A 21,528-nucleotide genomic window follows, 5' to 3' on the forward strand; every position below is an offset into this window, starting at 1 on the left:
CCATAAGAAATCCCAATCTGCGAAGTGAGCCTTACAAGCCCTCACCCGGGCGCAATTTGGTCACTCGACGAAGCTTGGCATCGGTACTAAAAACCGGAGAAAAGTGGGTAGTGTTTCTCCAGTTCGTCAACCGTGAAATCCTTGGATCTTCCCTTGTAGATTTGGAAGCTCGAAAGGACAATCGGTTGAAAATTAGAAATCCTAATTACGCAAAAGTGTTCCTAGATTCTTACCAAAACCAGTGACCAAAACTCTCTTCTGACAAGGCGTTTGAGCTTTTCGCAAGGTCTCTTATGTGAAGATAGAAAGCTGTGATTTATTTTTCTATTTAAGGATTAATGCAGTTACCCTGTTAACAGCTAGTCTTTTTTGAAGAACTGGTGTAAGCTCATCGGTTGTTCTGGGAGTCAGGTGGTAAACGGTTTTTTGTTTAAGCTAGACGTTTGAATGCCTCGACAGGGGTAGTTTGAGCACAGGTTTATTCAAGAGTGTTGATTTTTTTGAAGACTGGTGTAAGCTTGTCTAAGCAAAAAGCTTAAGGTAATCTTACCTAGTTGTAAGGCGCGTCAGTGATTAGAACCGCCGTCGGTCTGTGACTTCGGTCACTTCATCCGTGTCAACTTGATTCCAACGACTGGTTCCCTTTGAGGACAGTTGAACGCCGCTCAACAGGAGGTTGTTCTTTGAGACGAGCATTTCCGCAGAAGGTTAAGCCTGTTTCCTGTTATTCGTCTGACTATGCAGCCGAGGCAGGGCAGCCCAAGCAGAACCCCCGAGAGGTTAGCCGTAAGGCTCGCACTTCTGCCGCCATGCTTGGGTTAGCGCTCTCGATGGGCGCTTCTAGCTTGTTACTCCCAAGGCACAGCGATCAGGCGACCGCAGCCGAACCGAACTCCGTTGAGTCCGAAGTTTCTACAGGCTTGTCGGTTCCCCAAACTGATTCTCTGGATTCCCCCCTCGCCAGCCCTGGGATAGACGAAGTAGCTCCCACTGCTCCGTCTGCCCCTGTCAAGGCTTCATCGTCCTCGACGTATTCTGGGGCAATGTTCACCCACCGGGTTCGATCCGGACAGACGCTTTACAAGATCGCTCGTTATTACCGGGTTCCCGTTAGAACGCTTGCCGAAGTTAATGGTCTCTCTTTGGATTCTGTGCTTCGGGTCGGGCAAGCAATTCGAGTTCCGGGCCACCAAAGAGCAGAGTCGGCTAGCGTCTTAAGGGTTGCGCCTGAGCATACTCCGCAGCTAGTCCCCGGCGTAGAGCCTTCACCGCTTGTAGCAGATACGCCTACTTCATCTTCAGCAGGCGTTTTAGACGAGCAGGCAGCGCCATCCGAGGTGGCAGATATTTCGGAGGAAATTCGCACCTCAGACCGTCCCCTCCGCTACGCCAGCCTCGAAAACCTCCGCCAGCGCCGAGAGCGTTTGCGTAGCGTGTTGGCAAGCCAACAATTGCAGTCGTCGGCTGAACCCTCTAGCTTGTCTAAGGGTGATGCTACTCCTTCTGTCCGTGTTCAGGGCAATGGCCGAAGCAGCGCTCTGGAAGCAGATGAGAAGCAATTGGTTTCGCCTCCCTCGTCTTATGGACTAGCCGCTTCGGGTGATGTTGAGCGGAGTTTGACGGCGGTGTTACCTGCTGGCGGTAGTGTCCTGTATCGCGTTAAGCCAGGGGACACCTTGGGGGCGATCGCCCTTGCCTACGACGTTCCTCAAAGCGTTTTGGTTGCAGCGAACGGCTTGGACAATCCCCATCAACTGCAAGTTAACCAGGTTCTTGCAGTTCCATCTGGCTCTGCAACGCTGGAGACTTCTTTCAGTGCTTTGAGTCAGCCTGCTGGCGATGTCTCTCTCAATCTAGAGCAGCCTGTGTTGCTGGCTCATCGCGTTTCTGCTGGAGAAACCATTGAGCAAATTGCGAGCGCCTACGGCGTATCGAAAGATGCTGTTGTAGAAGCCAGCGGTCTGCAAGATCCAGATGTAATTCAGATTGGTCAAGTCATTGCAGTTCCTGCCGAGTCGTCTGAGCTAGTATCATCGGCCCGTCGCCAGTCTTCGGTCGTGCTGCCTCCGGCCGATTCTCGTCAGGTTGACGGGGCTTCTACGATGTTTGAGCCGTCTGATGCGGTGCCCACGGTGGCTACTGGCAGTTCTGTTCTGTTTGCGACTGAGTTTGTTGGGGTTGGGGGTGTTGCTCCTGCCCGGAGCGAAGCGGTACGTTCTGAGGTTTACCGACCCGGAGCAACTGAGGTGGCAGCAGTCGTATTGCCTGCTCAAAATCCTAGCCGCACCTTCGAGCATTTGCATCGACTGATCAACGATGTTTCGCCTTTGCGATCGTCAGAGCCTTTAGAGCAACCAGGTTTAGATGGTCAACCTAGTAAGTTCGGTCAGGACAATCAGCCGTCTGTGGTAGCAGCGCTCACTTTGAGAAGCGTTGGCTCGGCTCAAGACTTGGGCGATCGCTTTGTACCTTCTGTACCCACAGTTGAACCTGTTCTAGAGGCTCTCCCGCATCTAACTCAGCCTCAACCTGAGGTCGTGTCTGAGTTAGATGCGGGAGAGTTTGCGGTAAAACCGGGAGCCTTAGATTCCTCTAATCCTTCTGCTGGCGCTGAGCCTGAGCTAGTGGCTGCTGCTCCTGCTAGCGAATCTGCTCCTGCTGCCAGCAGCGGACAGCTTGTGGCAGTTGCCCCCCTCGGGTCAGAAAGCTATGAGCCTCTTCTAGAGCCGCTGGTGGGTCGCATGGTTTCTCCTGAGCTACCTGCGCTGTCTCAGATGGATGCGTTTTTGCCAGAGGGAACTCCCGTTTCAAACGGTTTCATCTGGCCAGCGCGTGGAGTTCTGACCTCTGGATTTGGCTGGCGCTGGGGACGGATGCACCGGGGAATCGACATCGCAGCACCCGTTGGCACACCCATTGTGGCGGCGGCCGCTGGAGTCGTTGAGTTTTCCGGTTGGAACTCTGGTGGCTATGGCTACATGATTGACATTCGTCATGCGGATGGCACCCGCACTCGCTATGCCCACAATAGCCGTCTACTGGTGCGCGTTGGGGATCGAGTGGATCAAGGTCAGCATATCGCGGCGATGGGTAGCACGGGCTTTAGCACTGGGCCCCACGTCCACTTCGAGATCCATGTCCCGAACCAGGGTACGGTTAATCCGATGTCTCTCTTGGCGCGTCGATAGTCGGGTTCGAGAACTGGATATCCCAAAAAGATTCAAGGGGTCGCTTTTGCAGCCATTTGCGAAGCGACTCTTTTGTCTGGAACGCAGCGTTCGGAACGCTGTGGATTGGACTATGCTTGAGTTTTGAATGGAGGGCTGAGCATTCGCGATTAAGAAAGCCAATTTGCAGCTCCCATCTGCCCTTGTCCCTTTAACGGTATGCGGGCGATCGCCCGATTTTCTTTTGGGCTTGGCTTTTACTTTGATGCTTTTTTAGGGAATATTGACCACAGCACCGCGACGCAGAGGATGGATTCACTATGCCCAGAACACCGAGCGAATTTGCTGTTCACCTGTTGATGGACGGTGGACATCGAGAAGAAGTTCGTTTTTCAACGATTCAAGACTTTCAGAAATGGTACAGTGGCGAACTAGTTCCCAAAGCCACCTCGGATGACTTTATCAGCGTGCCGATCAAAAACATCCAGGGCGAGTATATGGTTGTCCGCCCCTCCAAGGTTTTGGCGCTGCGTGTCGAGCCGATTTTCTCTGGCAGCGTTGATCGATATTAAACCGATATCAAGCAAGATTAAGCCAGTATCAAGCAAGGTTAGGGCGATGCAATTCGAGTCGGCGATCGCCCTCTCTGCCCTGCCTGACCCGCCTTAATTGAGGCCCAAGTTAGGTGAATGTGAAAGAGTTGTAGGTCGAAGAGTTGTAGGTCGTCGCCGTTCCCACACTTCTAATGATGGGTTAAGCCTCTTCCTGAGGCTTTTCGGCAGAACTGGGCGATGCGTTGTATAGCGCATCGAGCTGTTCGCGGGCATCTTCAACCGAAATCGATCGCATCACCAAATACGGCTCGTTAATCAGGTTTCCCGTGTCGTCCAGCAGTTCTGGATGAGAGGTAGACTGAAGGCGACTGGAGCGATAGGGCTGTGCCGGGGGTGCATAGACACGCTGCGACTCTATACCCAGCGTCATCAGGCTGCGGATCAAGTTGCTGACTGCCAGCAGCGCCAGGATCGTAAAGGCAACGACATAAAGCAGATGTAGCATAGTGCTTTCCTTCTAAATTGCGTAACCCCGCCAACCTGAACTGTTGGCATTAGTTTTGAAAGTTTTGAGCAGTCAGAGCAATTAACCCGTCGAGCAACTTAAGTTGAATCGTCAGATGCTTAACAAGCAGACACAAACTTCTCAGGTTCTCTCATAATTGCAGTACACCATTGCAGCACACCAACGACGCTCAGAATATAAGTGCATTCAGACCCGTCTCCACTGCCGAGGAATCGCTCAGCGAAATCCTCAAGGCTCTGAGTCTTGCGACTGCATCCGCTCTAGACGAAAACGACTCGAAACCTGCCAACACTCCGTTACCAGCGAGTGCCAGGGAACCATGACGGCTGCCTCTACACCCACCTTCCCATCTGTTGCCCTAAGGAGCAGTTGGGCCGTTTGCACCTCTCGCTGAGCTTGCAAAACTCGCGCTAATAAATCTGCCTGTTGCTCATTGCTGAGAAACGAAATGGGCTGGGATTCTAGCAGGGTTTGCGATCGCTCAAACCAATACTGAAAGTCCTCTAGCAAAGGCTCTAATAGGGCTTTCAGCAAATCGGGTTCCGGTGTACTTGAACCAGACATAGAGGGTTAACTGTATATAACTTTATCCTGTAATCTTAACGTGATTTACGTTTCGCAACAATTTTTGACACATAAAGTCAGACCCGCCCGATCGAATTTACAATCGGACGGGGCTTGCTTGCGTTTAGGTCAGGGGATTAGCTTTGGGGGATTAACCCGGAAGGCTAAGCCTGGGCTGCTCCAGTCGAAATCAGCGCCACATCGATGTAATCTTCACCGGGCTGGCTGATCTCGACGCGCAGCCCTGGGCCAAAAAATCGCTCAATCTTTTCCCGCTTGCTGTTCCATTTTTCCAGCGAAACATATTCAGACTCGAATTCCAGAACGAGTGCATAGGCTCCGTCTCGATCTTCTTCCCGTAGGGCGACCAGCACCGGGCGCTCATCGTCCGTCGGCTCTAGCCCCAGGCTCTCTAGCGAACTATCGAGATGCGCTGACTGCCCGTAGCGATAGCGAGTCACGTCCTTGCGAATCTGATGCTGGGTTTCGGTTGCTTGCTGATCGCGCAGCGCCAAGGCAGCAGCCGAAGGCGGCTGAGAGTATGGAACTGGGGTCAACTCGGAAATTTTCAGCGCCAGCCCGCCCAACAGCAGGGGGATTCCGTAGAAAAACCCTACCAAATTGAGCGTGGCGCTGCTGGAAAAATAGGCAATGAAGCCTACCACGGTAAGCAAACCGCCCACGACCAGTCCGACCGTCCCTAGCGAAATACGTCCAAGCATAGCCACCACAGATGAAAGGGTTGTTAACAATTATTCAACATTGTTGGAACGGTTTGATAGGATGAAGCTTGTGTCTAGCTGAACGAAAGTTGTTTCGGAGTTTTCGGAGTTTATTGAGGAGTTTATTTCCCATGCTGGATGCTCAAGTTTTGCGCGATCGCCTCAAGTTTCTGATGAGCAAGCGCGACTCACTCGTGCGCCTGCTAGAGCAGCCAGATTTGGGGACGCTGCGGATCGATGTTAACCAGGCGCTAGAAGAGCTAGACGACCTGATTGATGAGTTTAAGCGCACCTTTCCCGACGCTGAACTGAGCTAGGGCGTGCTTTAAAACCCTTCGATCCCCCCTAGCCCCCCTTAAAAAGGGGGGAACCGAGCCGAACCACTCCGGAAGTCCCCTTTATTAAGGGGGATTTAGGGGGATCAACTCAAGGCAATCAACAACCTAGAAAGTTTTAAGACACTGCCTAGGGCTAGTTTCCAAGCTTCGGCTTTTAACACGTCAGCCCACTTAGCGCGTCTTGCAAGAACCCATTCCTCCTACCTGTTCTAACGTTACGCACGACTGTCATCATGACCGACACTTATAGGGTTGAAATTCTTCACCAGGGAAACTCCCACACGATTACGGTTTCAGCAGATGAAACCGTGCTTGCTGCTGCTGCCGCTGCCGGACTGGAGCTGCCGTCCTCCTGCAATGCGGGGGTTTGCACAACCTGTGCCGCGCAATTGCTATCGGGCACGGTGGAGCAGGGTGACGGCATGGGCATTAGCCCGGAACTGCAAGCTCAGGGGTTTGCGCTGCTCTGTGTTGCCTATCCGCGATCGGATTTGAAACTGGAGACGGAGAAGGAAGATACAGTATATGAATTGCAGTTTGGTCAGTTCCAAAAATAGGGATTGAGCATCGGCATCAGAAACCGAGAGTCAGGATTTAGCGGACTGGGGCTGGCAATGAGGCTTGAGTTGGTAGCGATCGAAGTTCATCTGGGCGACGAGTTGGGCGAGTTGCAGACGGCGATCGCCCAAGCTCTGCTGGCCTACGGTGAGCCGCTGCGGTGGGCGGTGACGCGGGTGGAGGGCGATTCGCGAAGCAATCCCTACGGGAATCGCCAGCTTGCCCACGTCGAGGCGGTTGTAATTGTCCCGTCATGACTTTTAAATCCTTTTAGTTTAGATAGCTTAGACAGAATTTTCGACAGGAATTGATCGATCACAACCATTGATTTACAAGTGATCTACAAGCATCGATCAATTACAAATTGACACAAATTGACGCACGACGGGGTGGCGGTCATGATTGGGCAACAGGCGCAGGACTCTCCAATTCCTTTAGATCAGATCCACTATAACGAGGCGGGGCTGGTGCCAGCTATTGTGCAGGACTATCTGGATGGCACGGTGCTGATGATGGCGTGGATGAACCGCGAGTCGCTGCAAAAAACTATCGAAACGGGCGAAACTTGGTTTTGGAGCCGTTCTCGCGCCGAGTTGTGGCACAAAGGCGCAACCTCTGGGCATCTACAACACGTCAAGGCGCTGCGATATGACTGCGACAGCGATGCGCTGCTGGTGAGCGTGGAACAGGTGGGCGACGTTGCCTGCCATACCGGGGAGCGCAGTTGTTTTCATCAAATCGACGGGGCGATCGCCCCTCCGCCCGCTGATACGCTGTCGCAGGTGTTTGAGGTGATTTGCGATCGCCGCGATCATCCCAACCCAGACTCTTACACCTGCAAGCTGTTGGCAGGTGGGGACAACAAAATTCTCAAAAAGATTGGCGAGGAGGCCGCTGAAGTGGTGATGGCCTGCAAAGATGACGACCCAGGAGCGATCGCCGGAGAAGTAGCCGACCTGTTCTACCATACGCTGGTTGCCCTGGCCCACCATAACGTAGATCTGCGAGCGGTGTATCAAAAATTGCAGGAACGCCGCCGCTAAATCGCGTACTCTAAATCGCGTACTAAGGCAGCCGTGGATTCCCCACATCACCCTAGCGCCCCACATCACTCCGGCGGTAGTGTCGTCCTTCCTGGCGAATCCGGTTATCCAAATATTGCAGCGTCAAGATGGAAGGTAGAATGCTGGCGGCGCAGGCGATCCAGAAACCGTGTGCGAGTTGAGCCGTGCCATCCATCGCCCAACCACCCAGAACCGGGCCAATGAAGTAGCCCGCTGCCCAGCAGAGTGAATTGACCGAAAGATACACTCCACGCAATTCTGCTGGAGCCAGCGCAACGACGAGCGAGGCGGCTCCTGGGGTATAGGCAGCCGTGGCGATCGCCATCAGCACCAGCGCCAGCACTGCCCAGCCCAGCGGCATCACTCGCGCCATACCCGTCGCCCAAACTAGCCCAAACCCCGCGCCCCAAAACATCGCCGACACGATCAGCATTTGCGGCTGGGTTAGTCCTTGCAGCTTGCGAATCACCGGAAGTTGCGTCAGTGCTGTCAGCGCCACATAGCTCGAAAACAAAACGCTAATGGTGCTGGTGGAAAATCCGCGTCCCGCCGCAGTCGGCACAAAGTTGGCGAAGTAAAGCGGCAAGGCGCTGTTGAGCAACGCCAGATAGGTGGTGAACAGCGTACACACCACGGTAAAAATCAGCAGACTGCCGTCGCTGAGGGCCTGCTTCCAGCTTTTCAGCATGGACTGATGCGCCTGGGCGGGATTGCGGGTTTCGGCGATCGCCCGATACACAATCCCAAAAAAGATGACGTAGGACATTGCGTCGATCACAAACAGCGCTCGATAGGAACCCGTTGCTGCAATCAGCCCGCCGCCCAGCGCCACGCCCACGCCCAGCCCCAGACTGTCGCCCAGCCGCGCCAGCGCGTAGGCTTCGTTTCGCTGGTCGATGGTGGTCAAATCTGCGACGACCGTTTCGGTGGCTGGCCAATATAGCCCAATCCCCAGTCCCATCAGCAGGTTGCCGATCAGGAAGGTGGGGAAGTCGAATGTGACCGCCAGAATGGCCGAAGCCGCTGCCGACACCGCTGCCGACAGGAGCAGCGTCCGCCGTCGCCCAATCTTTGGGGAATCGGCAAACGACCCGCCCAAGACGCGCCCTAGCACTCCGGCGATCGCCCCGACCCCCAGCCCCACGCCCACCAGCGTCGCCGACAGCCCCACCCGGTTTACAAAGAAAATCGGCGCATAGAACAGCGTGAATCCGGTTCCCACCTGCGACAGCAGCCGCCCCGCAATCAAAATCCACACCCGAAAATCCAGATCCGGCAACCACCCCGCCAGTTTTCGTGCCAACACTCTCTCCACCGCATTTATCAAGAACCTCTGTAGTGTAGGGTTCCCCACCAAGGGGATGCATCCCCTGCTTGGCGGAAGTGATGGAGGTTGGAGATGGCGCTTAGAGCGGCCTCCCGGTTATCCCATCATGCCTTCCCGCTGTCTTCGCCTTCCCGCGCCCGCCGCTCTCGGATCTCCCGGGCCCGCTGCTGGAGGTCTTTGAAGTAGCTGCTTTCGGTGATTTCGGCGACTTGGCGGGCGCGTTTTTCCTGGTCGATTTCGACGGTGGGCTTGATCACGCCCTGCACTTTTTCTTTCATTTGCTCGAACAGGGCTTCGGTGTAGCCACCTTTGGTGGCGCGATCCAGGATGACGACGGCAAGGGCCGTACTGAGGAGGGCGATCGCCGCTGGCGCAAGGGGCACCCAACCGCCCTGCAGAAACAGCAGGTACGACAATCCCGCCAGCACCAGCACCGCCACGCCCTCAGCAATCAGGAACCAGTGGGCTTTGGTAATCAACCAGGCGATCGCCCCGCCCACCAGCGACCAGCCCAGCATCCAGAGCATTTCCACTGCCAGCGGCCAATACCACACCAGGGCCCGCTCTCCCTTGGCCGCGCTGACCAAATGGCTGGCAATTTGGGCATGGAGGATCGCACCAGGGGTGGGTTCGCCGCCGTCGCGGTCGCCGCTGTAGGGCGTTTGAAACAGGTCTTTCTTGATACTAGAGGTATAGCCGATGATGACCATGCGATCTCGGATCAGATCAGGGGGCACCTGGTGTTGCAATACCTCCATCAGGCTGACTACGGGCGCGGCATGTTGCGCCGAGCGATAGCGCAGCATAATCTGATAGTCCGTCGCGCCTGTACGCCGATACCCTGCGGTCTGTCCTGCTGCCAGGGGTTTCAGCAATGCCTGACCCAACTGAATTTCGCCGTTGGGGGCAGGAGCAGCGGTAATATTCTCGTCCTGCAAGTAAAACAGCGCCATTGACAAGCCCAGAGAGACCAGCGGATTGTCGGCGGCGGGCGTGTTGCAGCGGTGTGCCGTTTCCTGGGGCAGCCGCAGCGGATCGGTAATCACCAAGCTGGCGCGGCGGATTATGCCCCTGGGGTCGAAGGGCAGGTCGGCAAAGGCTACCCGTTCGTCGGGCACACTGGGGGGCGGCGCAAGGCTGGGTTCACTGGCTTTGGTGAGGGTGCAGGCAGCAAGGATGCGATCGCTCTGTTGCAGCACGCGCAGCAGTTCCTCTCGCCCTTCGCCCACAGGCAAGTCGCGCCCCACATCCAGCGCAATCACGCGCGGTTCCCCCTGCTCCAGATTTTGCAATGCTTCTGCCAGTGTGCCGTCGTGGATATCGGGCTGGCTCAGCGATTGAATATCCTGGTCGGAAATGCCCACCACCAGCAGCCGCTCATCGGGCCCCAGATCGGGCGATCGCCGCACCAGCGCATCGTAGGTGTCTAACTCGGTGCTTTGCAACAGCCCCAACTGACGCACCGCCACAACTGCTCCCGTCACGACTAAACTTGCCACACCCAGCGTCGCCGCCAGTGCCCGTAGCGCCTTCAGCCGTTTGCGCGTTGAACCCGAAAGGCGATCGCCCGATGGAGGAGTCATGGTACATGCAGCAAGGGAACTGCCTCTCATCCTAGGGCGGAGTCTAGGGGACAAGCGCCAGAGATCAGAGAAAATTCTGAATTGAGGCCCAACGTCCTGCCAAACGGAATGGGCAAAGCCCGCATTTGGCGGAGAAAACCACACTTGGGCTGGCTAGAAAGCCGTCTCCAGGAGCACTGCCATTTTTTGCAGAATGAATTTGCAGAATGAATGCGAATTGCCGGGGCGGATTGCGAACCCGCGAACCGCCACCCTGCAAACCATACGCCCTGCACCCTGCGAAACCCTATTGCACCCAAGGCAAGAATGACGATGAATCTGGATCACAATCAAAACCAACCGGAATTTTGGGACGGACATGGCTGCGCCCTGTGCGAAACGGAGCAATTTTCAGAAGCCGTGGCAGCCTTTGACCGGGCGATCGCCCTCGACCCCAGCTATTGCAAAGCCTGGAACAACCGTGGCAATGCCCTGTGCGGTCTGAAGCGCTACGCCGAAGCGCTGGATTCCTACGACCGCGCCGTGGCGATGCAGCCCGACTATCATCAAACCTGGTTTAACCGGGGGCTGCTATTTGCCGAAATGCAGGCCTACGGCAACGCGCTGGAAAACTTTGAGCAGGCGATCGCCCTCAGCCCCGATCCGCGCTATCTCCACGCCCGCGAAGACATCTGGCTCAAGCGCAAACTGATCTCGGCATAAGTAAGAAAAGACCCCCTAATCAAAGTCCCCCTTAGCCAAGGGGGATTTAAGGGGGATTGGCTCAAACGCGCTACGACTCGATAACGGTAGCTTACTCGGTCTTGAGAGTCCATCAAGACTTGAGGGGTCATGGGCGGGTTCTCCGGAATCCCTGTTGCCTGATGCGTATTAGTCCCCGTAGTGCTTTCCGGCTCGATTTCCAGCACGAAGCATCTATCCCTTGACCAAAAACTCTGAACCTGGCGATTTGCCGCTGGAGGCTCCTGAGATGAAGCATTTTGCCGTGTTGCTGTCTCTGTTGCGCGATCGCCCAGATTTTATCGACGATATTCGCCGCAATTTCAAAGTCGAGCGCAAAAGCGTATCGCTGCTGATTTCAAGCTGCTTCTTTTTCGCAATTTATGGTGCCATTATCGGCTCCTCCAGCAGTTGGATGCAGATGATTGCATCGGCGATTAAACTGCCCGCACTGTATTTGCTGACGCTGGCTATCTGTCTGCCAACGCTGTTTTTCTTTGATGTGCTGTTTGGTTCGCGGCTGAAATTTAGCCAGTACGTGGCGCTGTTGATGACGGCAATGGCGACCATCAGCGTGCTGCTGTTTAGCTTTGCGCCGATTACGCTATTTTTCCTGATTTCGGTTCATGACTATACCTTTTTCCAACTGCTGAATGTTGGCATCTTTGGGCTGACTGGGCTGGTAGGGATACGGCTGTTTTATCACGGAATGCGATCGCTTGCAGAGCAGGATGCGATTAGACTCCAGCCAGAGGGGCTGCCCAAGGGCGAACTGCCCGATTATGATCCCTATTACAAATCAGGTGAACTAGATAAGATAGACGAACTGGACGAAGCGGGCGATCGCCCTGCCCAATTCCGAGACTTTGCGCCACCGGATGATGTGCGGGTTTCTGCCAAACACAGCAGCCTGGCTACCCAAAATAACAGCGACCTGCTCAACACCCGCCTCAAGTTGCTCCGCTTCTGGCTGGTGTTGTATGCATTGGTGGGTAGTCAGTTGGGCTGGACGCTTCGACCCTTCTTTGGCGCACCGGGTCAAGCGTTTCAGTTGTTCCGCCAGATCGAGGGCAACTTTTACAGCGCAGTCTTTAACATAATTCTTAATTTCCTCGGCTTCTAGCGCGTGGCTTCTGGCTCAATGCTTGCATTAACCCTCGACCCCTGGCACTATGCCTTCTCTGACAAACCTCCGGATTACCGAGGATGAACTCGAACGCCTGACGGGGCTGGATATTAGCGACACGTTTATGGGGCGGGCGATTCGTCCGTCGGTGCTGCGGTCGCGGCGACGGCTGCGATCGCTCTTGATGAGCGAAGTGCTAACGCTGGGGCTATCCATTATTTTTTGCCTGCCTGTCAGTTTGGTGATTGCTCGAAATCTGCCGGGGTTCACCGGAGAAGATCTGGATAAATTCCTGGCGATTTCTCTGGGAATTGCCGTAGGCTTGTTTGCGCTGTGGAATGGCTATCTCTGGCGGCAGGGAAAGCAGTTGAGCCAGCTTTCGCATTTGCTCGATCAAGTCGATCGACACAACGAAATCATTGATGCGATCGCCCTAATGGAAGAGTTGGATTCCGTGCGGGCGAACCATCACGAACCTGTGGATCGACAGGAAATTTTTCAGGCTCTGGATGCGACTCGCTCCAGTTTGATCTGCGCCCTGACCACCGAAAGGATTGTGCGAAAGCACCAGAAGATGATTGCCAAACGCGCAGAACTTGCAGAGGCGATCGCCCAGAATCTGGCTATGTTGCAGACGCTTCAGGAAAATGCAACGGCGAATGAATATGGACAGTTTTTAACTGAAGCGTTGAGCATTGGGATCATCGTACAGCAGGAGTTGTCTGAGTTCATGCCGAGTGAATCTCTCTCGAACCGATGGTCTAATGAGTGAACGCCTGAGCGAACGTCTGAGTGAACGTCTGAGTGAACGCCTGAGTAAACGTCTCGGTGAACTTCTGGGTGAACGATTGGGTAGACCTGAGCAAAGAATACTGGGTGGACTGAGAATAGCGTCATCGAATGCTGGACGGCTCTACGCCGGATGGTAATAAAACGCTGCCGCCAGAATCGCGTAGGTCGCCAGCAGCAGCGTCCCGTCCAGCCAGTTCGATCGCCCGTTCAGGCTGATCAAGTTGACGATAAACACAGCGATCGCCACGGTAATCGCCTCAAATGGGTTGAAGTCCAGATCCATCGGCTGCCCCATCGCCTGCCCCACCAGCACCAACACCGGAGCCACAAACAGCGCCACCAGCAGGCTCGACCCCATCGCTACCGACACAGGCAAATCCATATTATTTTTCATCGCCACGCGCACGGCAGTCACATAGCCAGACACATCGCCCAGCAGCGGCAGCAGCACCACGCCCGTAAACAGCGGCGTGAGCGCCCAGTCGGCAATCACCTCTTCCACCACGCCCACAAACAGTTCCGACTCGACGGCGATCCCTACTGTCGCCAGCAGCAGCACTCCTATCCACACCCACAGCGGCGATCGCCCGTTTTCCTCTAGCTGTGGATCTTGCTTGGCCTTGCATACGTCGTAGAGGTAACTGTGGGTTTTTAGTGAAAACAGCAGCGTCAGCCCGTAGACCACAATCAGCACCACAGCCACAATGATCGACAGGTTGGCAATGTCCTGTGCATCCACGAAGTTGGACGTATTGATGACAATCGTGGGCAAGGCGATCGCCGTCACCGCCAGCGTCATGGATGAACCGTTCACCCGCACCACAATCGGCTCAAACGATTGCTCTTTATACTTCAGCCCGCCCAGCAGCATCGCCAGCCCCAGCACCAGCAGCAAATCGCCCAAAATGCTGCCCGTAATGCTCGCCTTGACCAGATCCACCAGCCCACGCCGCAGGGCCGCCAGCGAAATGATCAGTTCCGTCGCATTGCCAAACACAGCATTCATTAGCCCGCCCACCGTTGGCCCCAGCGCTAGGGCTAGCTCCTCAGTAGCGCGGCTGAGGAAGATGGCCAGCGGGGCGATCGCCAGCGCCGAAGTCACAAACACCGCCGCATCGCCCCAGTCTTGCCCGTGCGCCAGCAGCGAAATCGGGATAAAGACCAGCAGCACCAGCGCAGGAAACCGTTTGAGCAGCATAGAGAGGAGAGGAAGAGGTTGGTTGGGGTATAGAGCCGGGGATTAGGAGGGAGAATGTTGATTCTCGATTTTGGATTTTGTTTTGGATTTGCGATTTTGGATTGACCGCCGAGCGTTTGTGGCGCTTCCGTCCACTTCATCTGCCACTGAATCCGTAGCACTACTGAGGAACGGTAAGGGACGGGCGGAGTGCTATCTCATCATCCCCACGCCTCCCTGCCTTACCCATCATTCTCTCCCTACACTACGCTACAGTTAAGCTTGTGCATTTCTCACCTTGCCCCAATCCATGACCCCATCCTCCGCAGACCCTTCCGAATGGGAGCGAAGCCCGACCCGTCGCCCCCAGCGCCCGACGGACTGGCGACTGCTCAAGATGCTCCTGCCCTACGCTATGCGGCATCAGCGGCTGCTGCTGATTTCGCTAATCATGTTGATTCCGACGGCGATTGGGGATGCGGTGCAGCCGATCTTGGTGGGGCAGGCGATTTCGCTGATTCGCAATGAGCCAGTGCTAGGCTTTTTGCGGGGATTGACCCTGGCACAAGGGCTGAATCTGCTGGTGGTGCTGTTGTTAATCACCATTGTGGTGCGGCTGACGTTCGATGGGTTGCAGAGTTTTCTAGTGCAAAAGGTGGGCCAGCGCATTACTGCTGACATTCGCAATGACTTGTTTTTCCACGTCACGTCGCTGGCCACTCGCTTTTTCGATCGCACTCCCGTGGGCAAGCTGATTACGCGCCTGACCAGTGATGTAGATGCGCTAGGTGACGTGTTTTCTACAGGAGCGATCGGGATCATCGGCAATCTTTTTTCCATCATTGTAATTGCGCTGACGATGTTCACGCTGGAATGGCGGCTAGCATCCATGCTGATTGCCATGCTGATTCCCATTACCATCCTCACAATCTACTTTCAGCGGAAATATCGGCAGGCCAACTATCGGGCCCGCGAAGAGTTGTCGTCGCTCAATGCCACGCTGCAAGAGAATATTGTCGGCATTAACGTGGTGCAACTGTTTCGGCGGGAGGCGTTTAATGCCGAACTCTTTCGCACCATCAACCAGCGCTACATCAAAGAAGTCGATCGCACGATTGTGTTCGACTCGCTGGTGTCGGCGACGCTGGAATGGATTTCGCTCGTGGCGATCGCCGCTGTGCTTTGGCTGGGGGGCGTGCTGGTGCTGCAACAGTCCCTCCTGTTTGGCACCCTAGCGTCCTTTATCCTCTTTGCCCAGCGCCTCTTCGATCCCCTGCGCGAATTTGCTGAACAGTTCACCGCCATCCAGGCAGGCTTTACTGCCTTGGAGCGAGTCAGCGATATCCTGATCGAGCCAATCGAAATCCGCGATCCGGAGGTCGGGGAGCAAGGAGTCCCGTCTGTTTTCCCTGCTTCTACCCAAACCCCCGGCGAAATTCGATTCGATTGCGTCTCTTTCGGCTACAAAGCGGATGAACTGGTGCTGCGCGATCTGGACTTCACCATTGCTCCGGGCGAGAAGGTGGCGCTGGTGGGGCCGACGGGCGCGGGCAAAAGCTCGATCATTCGCCTGCTGTGTCGGCTGTATGAAGTAACGAGCGGGCGCATTCTGCTGGATGGCATAGACATTCGCGAAATGCCCCAGGCAGAACTGCGGCGGCGGATGGCGGTAATTTTGCAAGACGGATTTTTGTTTGCGGGCGATGTGAAGGGCAATATTGCGCTGGGCGAAAACTACTCAATGGCGGACATCCAGCGGGCGGCAGAGCAGACGAACGTGGCAAAATTTATCGAGCAGTTGCCCCAAGGCTACAACACAGAGCTGCGGCAGCGCGGCACAAACCTGTCGGGTGGGCAAAAGCAGCTTCTAGCCTTTGCGCGGGCTGCCATCCGCAATCCGCCAATTCTGGTGCTGGATGAGGCGACTGCAAACCTGGACGTGGGTACGGAATCCCTGATTCAGGAAGCATTGGAAACTCTGCTAGAAGGGCGCACCGCCATTATCATCGCGCATCGCCTCTCGACGATTCGCAGCGTGGACCGGATTCTGGTGCTGAAGCGAGGACAACTGGTGGAATCGGGCAGCCATGAGGATCTGCTGGCACAAAACGGGTTGTATGCCAGTTTGTATCGGCTGCAAATGCTGGAAGGTTAAGCGCGTGGTTTGGTGTGGTTTGCCAAACGCAATCCGCCTGCAAGGATGATGCGCCTGCAATCTCAAGCGAGATATTTCACATAGACGCGATCGCACCTTGCGGTTTCTACCCCACTGGCGGGTTCGTAGCCCTGTCGCTCGTAGAGCAGGACGGCTTCTTTCAAGACGCTGGCGGTTTCGATCCAGATTTGCGTATAGCCGCTGCGGGCGATCGCCCCCTCCAGTTCCATCAGCAAAAACTTGCCCAAGCCCTGGCCGCGCACGCTGGGATGCAGGTACATTTTGCGAATCTCGACGGCATTTTCACCCCGGCGAATAGGGTAGTAGCCCGCCGTGCCGACGAGGCTGCTCGCTTGCTCCACCACCCAAAATTCGCCACCCGTTGCCCAATACGCCGTTTCCACCTGAAGCACGTCCTGGTCGGCTCCGTTAGGTTCGCTGCCGAGTCCGTACTCCGCCAGCACCGTGTAAATTAGCTCGGCAGCAACGGCGCGGTCACCTGGCTGCCAATCTCGAATCCGAAAGGTTTTGTAGATTGCGTCCATTGCTCAGTCATCGCTCAGTCATGGCTCAGTCATGGCTCAGGCAAAGAGACTCAGTTAAAGAGACCCCAGGCAAAGAAGCTCAGCTAAAAAGAGGGGTTAGCGCTGTTCCATCAGGCGAGCGGAAAAGTTAAGGAGTCGTAGGGGCGATAAGTCCATAACTTTTCAGTATCGCGCTGCCAGAGGCGATCGCCGTATAACAGAGACATCAAACGAGGCGCACCCCGCTTCACCCTCTAGGAGACACAACCATGCAACTGACCTATCGCGGCACCGAATATACCCCCTGCGCCGAACTGCCTGCTACCAGCCAATCTTTTTACGGACACTATCGCGGCGCTGAGATGACGATGCGCCACTCCTCTGAACTGCCAGTTCAGCCTTTCGTCAACCTCACCTATCGTGGCGCACAGTATCGCCCTGAAGCGGCTCCTCTCTTCAGCAACACAGCGGCGATCGCCCTCTAAAGCTTCACTAGATCTACTTCAGGATCTCTCAGCTTGGTCTGCCTAGCGACTCTCTCCTGACTTAACCAAATCTAGCTGCACTTGGAGCGATCGCACTTTCACTCACTGGCGATCGCTCTTCCTTATCTCAACTGACCCAGTGTTACTTTTGGATCGTATCAGACAGGCTGAAAAATTACCTGGCAACCCCTCAGCTTATCTGCGTCACAAAAGCCGCTGATCCTCGGCAAGCACTGTCACTGTCACAACCGTTACGGCGGCCTCAGCTTATCTGCGTCACCAAAGCCGCTAATCCCCCCTCAGGCATTCAGTTCAGATTTCTATCAAGTTTCCAACTGTCGCTTTTCGGGACGAAAATTGAGGAACGGGCTGATCAGCAGCAATCCCGGAAACAGGAAAAACACCAGGAAATAGAGCAGTAGCCGCTCAATGGAGCCAGCCGTATACCACCGCTGCTTGAGATACAGCATCGTCAGCAGCGGTAGCACCAGCAGATAAGCACCTGCCAGCGCGACATAGAGCAGGGGAACCAGCGGCAAGGAGTCGGAAATGGTGAGCATCGGCTTTCGATTTTGGGTTTCGATAGTTTCGCGATTTTGGCTTGCAGCAGACAAGCGGGCAGGGCAGCTTGCCAAAGAAGCTTAACCTAAGCTCTCCAAATTCTATCGCCTCTAATCTGTGAAAACCGTGACCGGGCAACTCGTTTTCCCTAGAGGTTCCATAAGAATTTTGGATGATGAGCGCTTCGGGCGTAATCAGGCTTGGAACGCAGGATGGCTCTGCGGGAGGCAGATCCTCTGCCAGCGCAATGACCCAGTTTAAGGCTGCCGGTTCTAAAGCTGCCGGTTCAAAGCTCAGAGGATTGCTTATCGCAGGCGAGGCAGGCGGCGGCGCGGCGCAGGCGTTGGCGTGGTAATCAGGGACGGATCATCCACGACTTGCAGACGACGAGTATGCTGCACAATGCCGTCTTCGCGAACCAGCACGCCGGTAATCCAGCGATCGCTCGGTAGCGCAGGAGCCTGCCCCGTTTTGAACAAACCCCCTGCCGACAGCAGTTCCAAGTTCAACGGCGCGGCGCTGAGATAGCCCTGAGCATTCACAGTTTCCTCAATGGCTGCGCCCAGCAAGAGGCGATCGCCCAGCGGCTCCTGCACGATCACGTCAAAATCAAAGCTTTGCCCCACAAGCACCTGCGCCGGAAGCTGAACCTGCACGCTGGGCGGAAAATCTCCACTGGAGACTTCGGTACGCTCGGATAGCACTGATTGAGACACAATGCGTCCGTTTTCATAGCGCTGGCGCGTAGACATCACGGAATTCAGCGTCACGATGCGTCCGTTGATATCGCGAGTGCCTGTAATCGTCGTGGTGGTGTTGGCAACCAGCGCATTGCCATCCCGCTCCCAGGAATCCAGCACGGTTTGATAAGTCAGGCTGCGGTAGGGCTGCCAAAACCGCTGGAGCGCAGTGCTGAGTGTGTCATAGGTCAGCCCGTCGGCATGGGTAAAGTTGCGGCTGAAGAGGCGCATCACATCTCGCAGGTTGCGGCTGCTGGCGGCGGCATCCAAGCGGGCGATCGCCTCCGTCAGTTCCTCCGGCGCAGGCCGCACAGCGGGCGCGGGTGCAGCAGGCTCCGCCGGCGCAGGTGGAGTCTGGGCCCCCACGCGACCCGCCCAACTGAGCAACACCCCCAGCAGCACCGCCGGAATCACCAAATTTGCCCGCCGCCAGTCTCGGCGCGTCAGGCCCAGCCGCAAAGCTACTGCCCGCCCGACGGGGCGCACCAATAGCCCATTCAGGCGATTCATCTGGGGCAATGGAAATTCAGGGGGTTTCTGCATAAGGATGGGGTAGGATACTAAAACGTTTGGGCTGCAAGCCTTTCTCAAGCCACGCTCGAAACCTAGAACCTTCGAGCAACTCACTGAATTTTAGAGGCGCTGCAATTCCAGACACAGTGTAGACGCTATCCACGCTGTTCGTCACGAAATCCGGAACTTCTCCTAACCCACCCCCACCCCACCCCACCCTCCATGAAGCTCCTGATCGCGGCCAGCGGCACGGGCGGACACCTGTTTCCGGCGATCGCCACCGCTGAGCAACTCTCCCGTCATCAGACTCCCTGCCATATCGAATGGCTGGGCGTGCCCAACCGTCTGGAGACGCAGCTAGTGCCAGGAAAATATCCCCTGCACACGATTCAGGTGGAGGGCTTTCAGGGGAAGCCGGGCCTGGGCACGCTAAAGACCCTGGCGCGGCTGTTGGGGTCGGTGGTGCAGGTGCGATCGCTCTTGCAAAAGGGCAACTTTCAGGGCGTGTTTACCACAGGCGGCTACATTGCGGCTCCGGCCATCCTGGCAGCGCGATCGCTTGGGTTGCTCACAGTTCTGCACGAATCCAACGCCCTACCTGGCAAAGTGACGCGGCTGCTGAGTCCCTGGTGCAGCGTCGTGGCAGTGGGCTTTGAGGAGACGATCCAGCGGCTGCCCCGCGCCAAGGCGGTTCACGTTGGAACGCCCGTGCGCGACGCTTTTCGACTCGCGCCCTCGGCCCTGCCGCCGCTGCAACTGCCGATTCCCGATGACGTGCCGCTGATTGTGGTTGTCGGTGGCAGCCAAGGCGCAGTGGCGGTGAACCGCTTGGTGCGCGAGTGTGCGCCCGCCTGGTTTGAGGCAGGCTTCTGGATCGTCCATCTGACAGGCGACTCGGACCCCGATGCCAAAAGCCTCAGCCACCCGCAATATCTGGCGCTGCCCTTTTATGACAACATGGCGGCGCTGTTCCATCGGGCAACCTTGGCTATCAGTCGCTCCGGCGCAGGCACCCTGACAGAACTGGCGATCGCCCATCTGCCCGCCATTCTGATTCCCTATCCCTTCGCAGCCGAAGACCACCAGACTGTCAACGCCGCTGCTTTCGTCCGGGCGGGTGCGGCCAAAGTGTTTCAGCAAAAGGATCTCACGACCGAAATGCTCACGACCGAGGTGCTGGATCTGATGCGATCGCCCCAACGGACAGAAATGGCTGAAGCCGCTGGACGACTGGCGATCGCCGACAGCGCCGAACAGCTTGCCAAGCTCATTCAAAAGACCGTTGGCATATAGTTTTTGGCTCAATGTGAACCAAATGTGAACCATAAGTCTGGCACCAGTTTCAACAGGACACCCTCACAACTGTCCTTTTGGGAGATCAGTTCCAAGGGCGATCGCCCTAAGCTATGAACAGTTGCGTTTTGCCCTCGCTTGCATCGGGTTCATAGCGCGATCGGGAGCATTCTTCCGTCGAACTTGGTGCAGGCAGGCGAACGCAGAGCTTAGTTTTTGGCTCAATCCAAATCATCCCTGCTGTTTTTGCTGGTTTTTTCCTGCTCTATGGTTTTACATCGCCCAACCGACGACCCTTTGACTGCCTCTGTCACAAATCGAGAAAGCAAAGTGAATTCAAAGGTGTCGCCCTGGCTGTCGGCGATCGCCTATCCTTTGGGGAATCGCCTGCTGCTGCCGGCCTACTTCGGCAAAATCGAGATTCATGGGCAACACCACTTGCCTGCTGAAGGGCCGGTCATCCTTGCGCCGCTCCATCGGGCGCGGTGGGATGCGCTGCTCGTTCCCCATGCCACTGGGCCAAGTGTCACAGGTCGCCTTCCGCGATTCATGGTGACGGCCGACGAAGTGAAAGGGCTTCAGGGCTGGTTCATTCGCCGCTTGGGCGGCTTTCCGGTCAATCCCCGCCAGCCAGGGGTTGCCAGCCTGCGGTTTGGGCTAGAACTGTTGCAGCAGGGCGAAATGCTGGTGATTTTCCCAGAAGGCGGCATTTTCCGCGATCGGCTGGTGCATTCGCTCAAGCCTGGGCTAGCTCGCCTCGCCCTCCAGGCAGAACACAGCCAGCCCGGACTGGGCCTACAGGTCGTACCGATTCATTTGCATTACGACGAGCCGCTTCCCCGCTGGGGCTGTCAGGTTTCGATTAACATTGGTGCCCCCATCCGAGTTGAGCCTTATCTCCAGGAGCCGCCCAAGCAGGGGGCAAAACGGCTGACTGCCGATCTCCGCCATGCGCTAGAGCGCCTCAGCCCCAGCCCAGAAACTCGGAGCCTGATAGCCACCCACAAGTCTGAAATGGCGGCTTAGGCGCGGAGTAGCA

Annotated in this window: 22 protein-coding genes and 1 pseudogene; 14 read left to right on the forward strand and 9 right to left on the reverse strand. The window is 56.0% G+C overall.

The window, feature by feature from the left end; all coding sequences use genetic code 11:
• Nucleotides 1–1,043 precede the first annotated feature (1,043 nt).
• The 3 genes and pseudogenes from JTM80_RS23645 to JTM80_RS21780 form a co-directional block, all read left to right on the forward strand.
• A pseudogene (locus JTM80_RS23645) lies at nt 1,044–1,124 on the forward strand (LysM peptidoglycan-binding domain-containing protein); the annotation flags it as partial.
• A 27-nt stretch (nt 1,125–1,151) separates the two neighbouring features.
• On the forward strand, nt 1,152–3,188 hold the full coding sequence (locus tag JTM80_RS21775; protein WP_255548943.1) for a peptidoglycan DD-metalloendopeptidase family protein: 2,037 nt from the start codon (nt 1,152–1,154) through the stop codon (nt 3,186–3,188).
• A gap of 299 nt (nt 3,189–3,487) precedes the next feature.
• A complete protein-coding gene (locus JTM80_RS21780) occupies nt 3,488–3,739 on the forward strand; it encodes a hypothetical protein (protein ID WP_172353471.1) in 252 nt (83 codons plus the stop codon).
• Between the two features lie 181 nt (nt 3,740–3,920).
• Here the strand turns inward: JTM80_RS21780 and JTM80_RS21785 are convergent, their stop codons facing one another.
• From JTM80_RS21785 to JTM80_RS21795, 3 genes are all read right to left on the reverse strand, one after another.
• The gene (locus tag JTM80_RS21785) at nt 3,921–4,226 is read right to left on the reverse strand and encodes a DUF2973 domain-containing protein (RefSeq protein WP_172353472.1); all 306 of its coding nucleotides are present in this window, start codon (nt 4,224–4,226) and stop codon (nt 3,921–3,923) included.
• 249 nt (nt 4,227–4,475) lie between these two features.
• Entirely contained in the window at nt 4,476–4,811 is a 336-nt protein-coding gene (locus JTM80_RS21790) for a DUF2605 domain-containing protein (RefSeq protein ID WP_205370289.1), read from the reverse strand.
• 164 nt (nt 4,812–4,975) lie between these two features.
• On the reverse strand, nt 4,976–5,533 hold the full coding sequence (locus tag JTM80_RS21795) for a DUF2854 domain-containing protein (protein WP_172353474.1): 558 nt from the start codon (nt 5,531–5,533) through the stop codon (nt 4,976–4,978).
• Nucleotides 5,534–5,664: 131 nt separating this feature from the next.
• Here JTM80_RS21795 and JTM80_RS21800 point away from each other — a divergent pair, with 131 nt between their 5' ends.
• The 4 genes from JTM80_RS21800 to hisIE all read left to right on the forward strand — a co-directional run bounded on the left by JTM80_RS21800 (nt 5,665) and on the right by hisIE (nt 7,472).
• On the forward strand, nt 5,665–5,850 hold the full coding sequence (locus tag JTM80_RS21800; protein WP_316791091.1) for a hypothetical protein: 186 nt from the start codon (nt 5,665–5,667) through the stop codon (nt 5,848–5,850).
• A gap of 254 nt (nt 5,851–6,104) precedes the next feature.
• Nucleotides 6,105–6,428, forward strand: coding sequence for a 2Fe-2S iron-sulfur cluster-binding protein (locus JTM80_RS21805; RefSeq protein WP_172353475.1), 324 nt, complete (start codon nt 6,105–6,107; stop codon nt 6,426–6,428).
• A 57-nt stretch (nt 6,429–6,485) separates the two neighbouring features.
• A complete protein-coding gene (locus JTM80_RS21810; protein WP_172353476.1) occupies nt 6,486–6,686 on the forward strand; it encodes a hypothetical protein in 201 nt (66 codons plus the stop codon).
• A 141-nt stretch (nt 6,687–6,827) separates the two neighbouring features.
• On the forward strand, nt 6,828–7,472 hold the full coding sequence (gene hisIE, locus JTM80_RS21815; RefSeq protein WP_172358721.1) for a bifunctional phosphoribosyl-AMP cyclohydrolase/phosphoribosyl-ATP diphosphatase HisIE: 645 nt from the start codon (nt 6,828–6,830) through the stop codon (nt 7,470–7,472).
• 52 nt (nt 7,473–7,524) lie between these two features.
• Here the strand turns inward: hisIE and JTM80_RS21820 are convergent, their stop codons facing one another.
• Entirely contained in the window at nt 7,525–8,799 is a 1,275-nt protein-coding gene (locus tag JTM80_RS21820) for an MFS transporter (RefSeq protein ID WP_255548844.1), read from the reverse strand.
• A gap of 125 nt (nt 8,800–8,924) precedes the next feature.
• Nucleotides 8,925–10,403 (reverse strand): CHASE2 domain-containing protein, encoded by a 1,479-nt coding sequence (locus JTM80_RS21825; protein WP_172353477.1) that lies wholly within the window; start codon nt 10,401–10,403, stop codon nt 8,925–8,927.
• 210 nt (nt 10,404–10,613) lie between these two features.
• Between JTM80_RS21825 and JTM80_RS21830 the strand changes: the two genes are divergently transcribed.
• The 3 genes from JTM80_RS21830 to JTM80_RS21840 all read left to right on the forward strand — a co-directional run bounded on the left by JTM80_RS21830 (nt 10,614) and on the right by JTM80_RS21840 (nt 13,021).
• Nucleotides 10,614–11,105, forward strand: a complete 492-nt coding sequence (locus tag JTM80_RS21830; RefSeq protein WP_225906708.1) for a tetratricopeptide repeat protein — start codon at nt 10,614–10,616, stop codon at nt 11,103–11,105.
• A 268-nt stretch (nt 11,106–11,373) separates the two neighbouring features.
• Nucleotides 11,374–12,246 (forward strand): actin-binding WH2 domain-containing protein, encoded by an 873-nt coding sequence (locus tag JTM80_RS22860; protein WP_390820409.1) that lies wholly within the window; start codon nt 11,374–11,376, stop codon nt 12,244–12,246.
• Nucleotides 12,247–12,295: 49 nt separating this feature from the next.
• Entirely contained in the window at nt 12,296–13,021 is a 726-nt protein-coding gene (locus tag JTM80_RS21840) for a hypothetical protein (RefSeq protein ID WP_205370290.1), read from the forward strand.
• A gap of 141 nt (nt 13,022–13,162) precedes the next feature.
• Here JTM80_RS21840 and cax read toward each other — a convergent pair whose 3' ends face one another.
• The gene (gene cax, locus JTM80_RS21845; protein ID WP_172353479.1) at nt 13,163–14,239 is read right to left on the reverse strand and encodes a calcium/proton exchanger; all 1,077 of its coding nucleotides are present in this window, start codon (nt 14,237–14,239) and stop codon (nt 13,163–13,165) included.
• Between the two features lie 289 nt (nt 14,240–14,528).
• On the opposite strand from cax, the gene JTM80_RS21850 reads away from it, so the two are divergent.
• Nucleotides 14,529–16,373, forward strand: coding sequence for an ABC transporter ATP-binding protein (locus JTM80_RS21850; protein WP_205370291.1), 1,845 nt, complete (start codon nt 14,529–14,531; stop codon nt 16,371–16,373).
• A 62-nt stretch (nt 16,374–16,435) separates the two neighbouring features.
• Here the strand turns inward: JTM80_RS21850 and JTM80_RS21855 are convergent, their stop codons facing one another.
• The gene (locus tag JTM80_RS21855) at nt 16,436–16,918 is read right to left on the reverse strand and encodes a GNAT family N-acetyltransferase (RefSeq protein WP_172353481.1); all 483 of its coding nucleotides are present in this window, start codon (nt 16,916–16,918) and stop codon (nt 16,436–16,438) included.
• Nucleotides 16,919–17,166: 248 nt separating this feature from the next.
• Here JTM80_RS21855 and JTM80_RS21860 point away from each other — a divergent pair, with 248 nt between their 5' ends.
• Nucleotides 17,167–17,382: a DUF4278 domain-containing protein gene (locus JTM80_RS21860; protein WP_172353482.1), complete on the forward strand. Its 216-nt coding sequence runs from the start codon at nt 17,167–17,169 to the stop codon at nt 17,380–17,382.
• A gap of 323 nt (nt 17,383–17,705) precedes the next feature.
• Here JTM80_RS21860 and ndhL read toward each other — a convergent pair whose 3' ends face one another.
• A complete protein-coding gene (gene ndhL, locus JTM80_RS21865) occupies nt 17,706–17,942 on the reverse strand; it encodes an NAD(P)H-quinone oxidoreductase subunit L (RefSeq protein WP_205370292.1) in 237 nt (78 codons plus the stop codon).
• A 306-nt stretch (nt 17,943–18,248) separates the two neighbouring features.
• A complete protein-coding gene (locus JTM80_RS21870; protein ID WP_172353484.1) occupies nt 18,249–19,226 on the reverse strand; it encodes a nuclear transport factor 2 family protein in 978 nt (325 codons plus the stop codon).
• A 192-nt stretch (nt 19,227–19,418) separates the two neighbouring features.
• Between JTM80_RS21870 and murG the strand changes: the two genes are divergently transcribed.
• Nucleotides 19,419–20,489 (forward strand): undecaprenyldiphospho-muramoylpentapeptide beta-N-acetylglucosaminyltransferase, encoded by a 1,071-nt coding sequence (murG, locus tag JTM80_RS21875; RefSeq protein ID WP_172353485.1) that lies wholly within the window; start codon nt 19,419–19,421, stop codon nt 20,487–20,489.
• 267 nt (nt 20,490–20,756) lie between these two features.
• Nucleotides 20,757–21,515, forward strand: a complete 759-nt coding sequence (locus tag JTM80_RS21880) for a 1-acyl-sn-glycerol-3-phosphate acyltransferase (RefSeq protein WP_205370293.1) — start codon at nt 20,757–20,759, stop codon at nt 21,513–21,515.
• The last annotated feature ends 13 nt before the right edge of the window (nt 21,516–21,528 follow it).

It is taken from the genome of Thermoleptolyngbya sp. PKUAC-SCTB121 (assembly GCF_016919485.1).
GTDB classification, from domain to species: domain Bacteria; phylum Cyanobacteriota; class Cyanobacteriia; order Elainellales; family Elainellaceae; genus Thermoleptolyngbya; species Thermoleptolyngbya sichuanensis.

Bases quoted from the DNA above. Each gene is read 5' to 3' on its own strand.
- JTM80_RS21780 (WP_172353471.1), top strand. From the start codon at position 3,488: ATGCCCAGAACACCGAGCGAATTTGCTGTTCACCTGTTGATGGACGGT.
- JTM80_RS21785 (WP_172353472.1), bottom strand. From the start codon at position 4,226: ATGCTACATCTGCTTTATGTCGTTGCCTTTACGATCCTGGCGCTGCTG.
- JTM80_RS21790 (WP_205370289.1), bottom strand. From the start codon at position 4,811: ATGTCTGGTTCAAGTACACCGGAACCCGATTTGCTGAAAGCCCTATTA.
- JTM80_RS21795 (WP_172353474.1), bottom strand. From the start codon at position 5,533: ATGCTTGGACGTATTTCGCTAGGGACGGTCGGACTGGTCGTGGGCGGT.
- JTM80_RS21800 (WP_316791091.1), top strand. From the start codon at position 5,665: ATGCTGGATGCTCAAGTTTTGCGCGATCGCCTCAAGTTTCTGATGAGC.
- JTM80_RS21805 (WP_172353475.1), top strand. From the start codon at position 6,105: ATGACCGACACTTATAGGGTTGAAATTCTTCACCAGGGAAACTCCCAC.
- JTM80_RS21810 (WP_172353476.1), top strand. From the start codon at position 6,486: ATGAGGCTTGAGTTGGTAGCGATCGAAGTTCATCTGGGCGACGAGTTG.
- hisIE (WP_172358721.1), top strand. From the start codon at position 6,828: ATGATTGGGCAACAGGCGCAGGACTCTCCAATTCCTTTAGATCAGATC.
- JTM80_RS21825 (WP_172353477.1), bottom strand. From the start codon at position 10,403: ATGACTCCTCCATCGGGCGATCGCCTTTCGGGTTCAACGCGCAAACGG.
- JTM80_RS21830 (WP_225906708.1), top strand. From the start codon at position 10,614: ATGCGAATTGCCGGGGCGGATTGCGAACCCGCGAACCGCCACCCTGCA.
- JTM80_RS22860 (WP_390820409.1), top strand. From the start codon at position 11,374: ATGAAGCATTTTGCCGTGTTGCTGTCTCTGTTGCGCGATCGCCCAGAT.
- JTM80_RS21840 (WP_205370290.1), top strand. From the start codon at position 12,296: ATGCCTTCTCTGACAAACCTCCGGATTACCGAGGATGAACTCGAACGC.
- cax (WP_172353479.1), bottom strand. From the start codon at position 14,239: ATGCTGCTCAAACGGTTTCCTGCGCTGGTGCTGCTGGTCTTTATCCCG.
- JTM80_RS21850 (WP_205370291.1), top strand. From the start codon at position 14,529: ATGACCCCATCCTCCGCAGACCCTTCCGAATGGGAGCGAAGCCCGACC.
- JTM80_RS21855 (WP_172353481.1), bottom strand. From the start codon at position 16,918: ATGGACGCAATCTACAAAACCTTTCGGATTCGAGATTGGCAGCCAGGT.
- JTM80_RS21860 (WP_172353482.1), top strand. From the start codon at position 17,167: ATGCAACTGACCTATCGCGGCACCGAATATACCCCCTGCGCCGAACTG.
- ndhL (WP_205370292.1), bottom strand. From the start codon at position 17,942: ATGCTCACCATTTCCGACTCCTTGCCGCTGGTTCCCCTGCTCTATGTC.
- JTM80_RS21870 (WP_172353484.1), bottom strand. From the start codon at position 19,226: ATGCAGAAACCCCCTGAATTTCCATTGCCCCAGATGAATCGCCTGAAT.
- murG (WP_172353485.1), top strand. From the start codon at position 19,419: ATGAAGCTCCTGATCGCGGCCAGCGGCACGGGCGGACACCTGTTTCCG.
- JTM80_RS21880 (WP_205370293.1), top strand. From the start codon at position 20,757: ATGGTTTTACATCGCCCAACCGACGACCCTTTGACTGCCTCTGTCACA.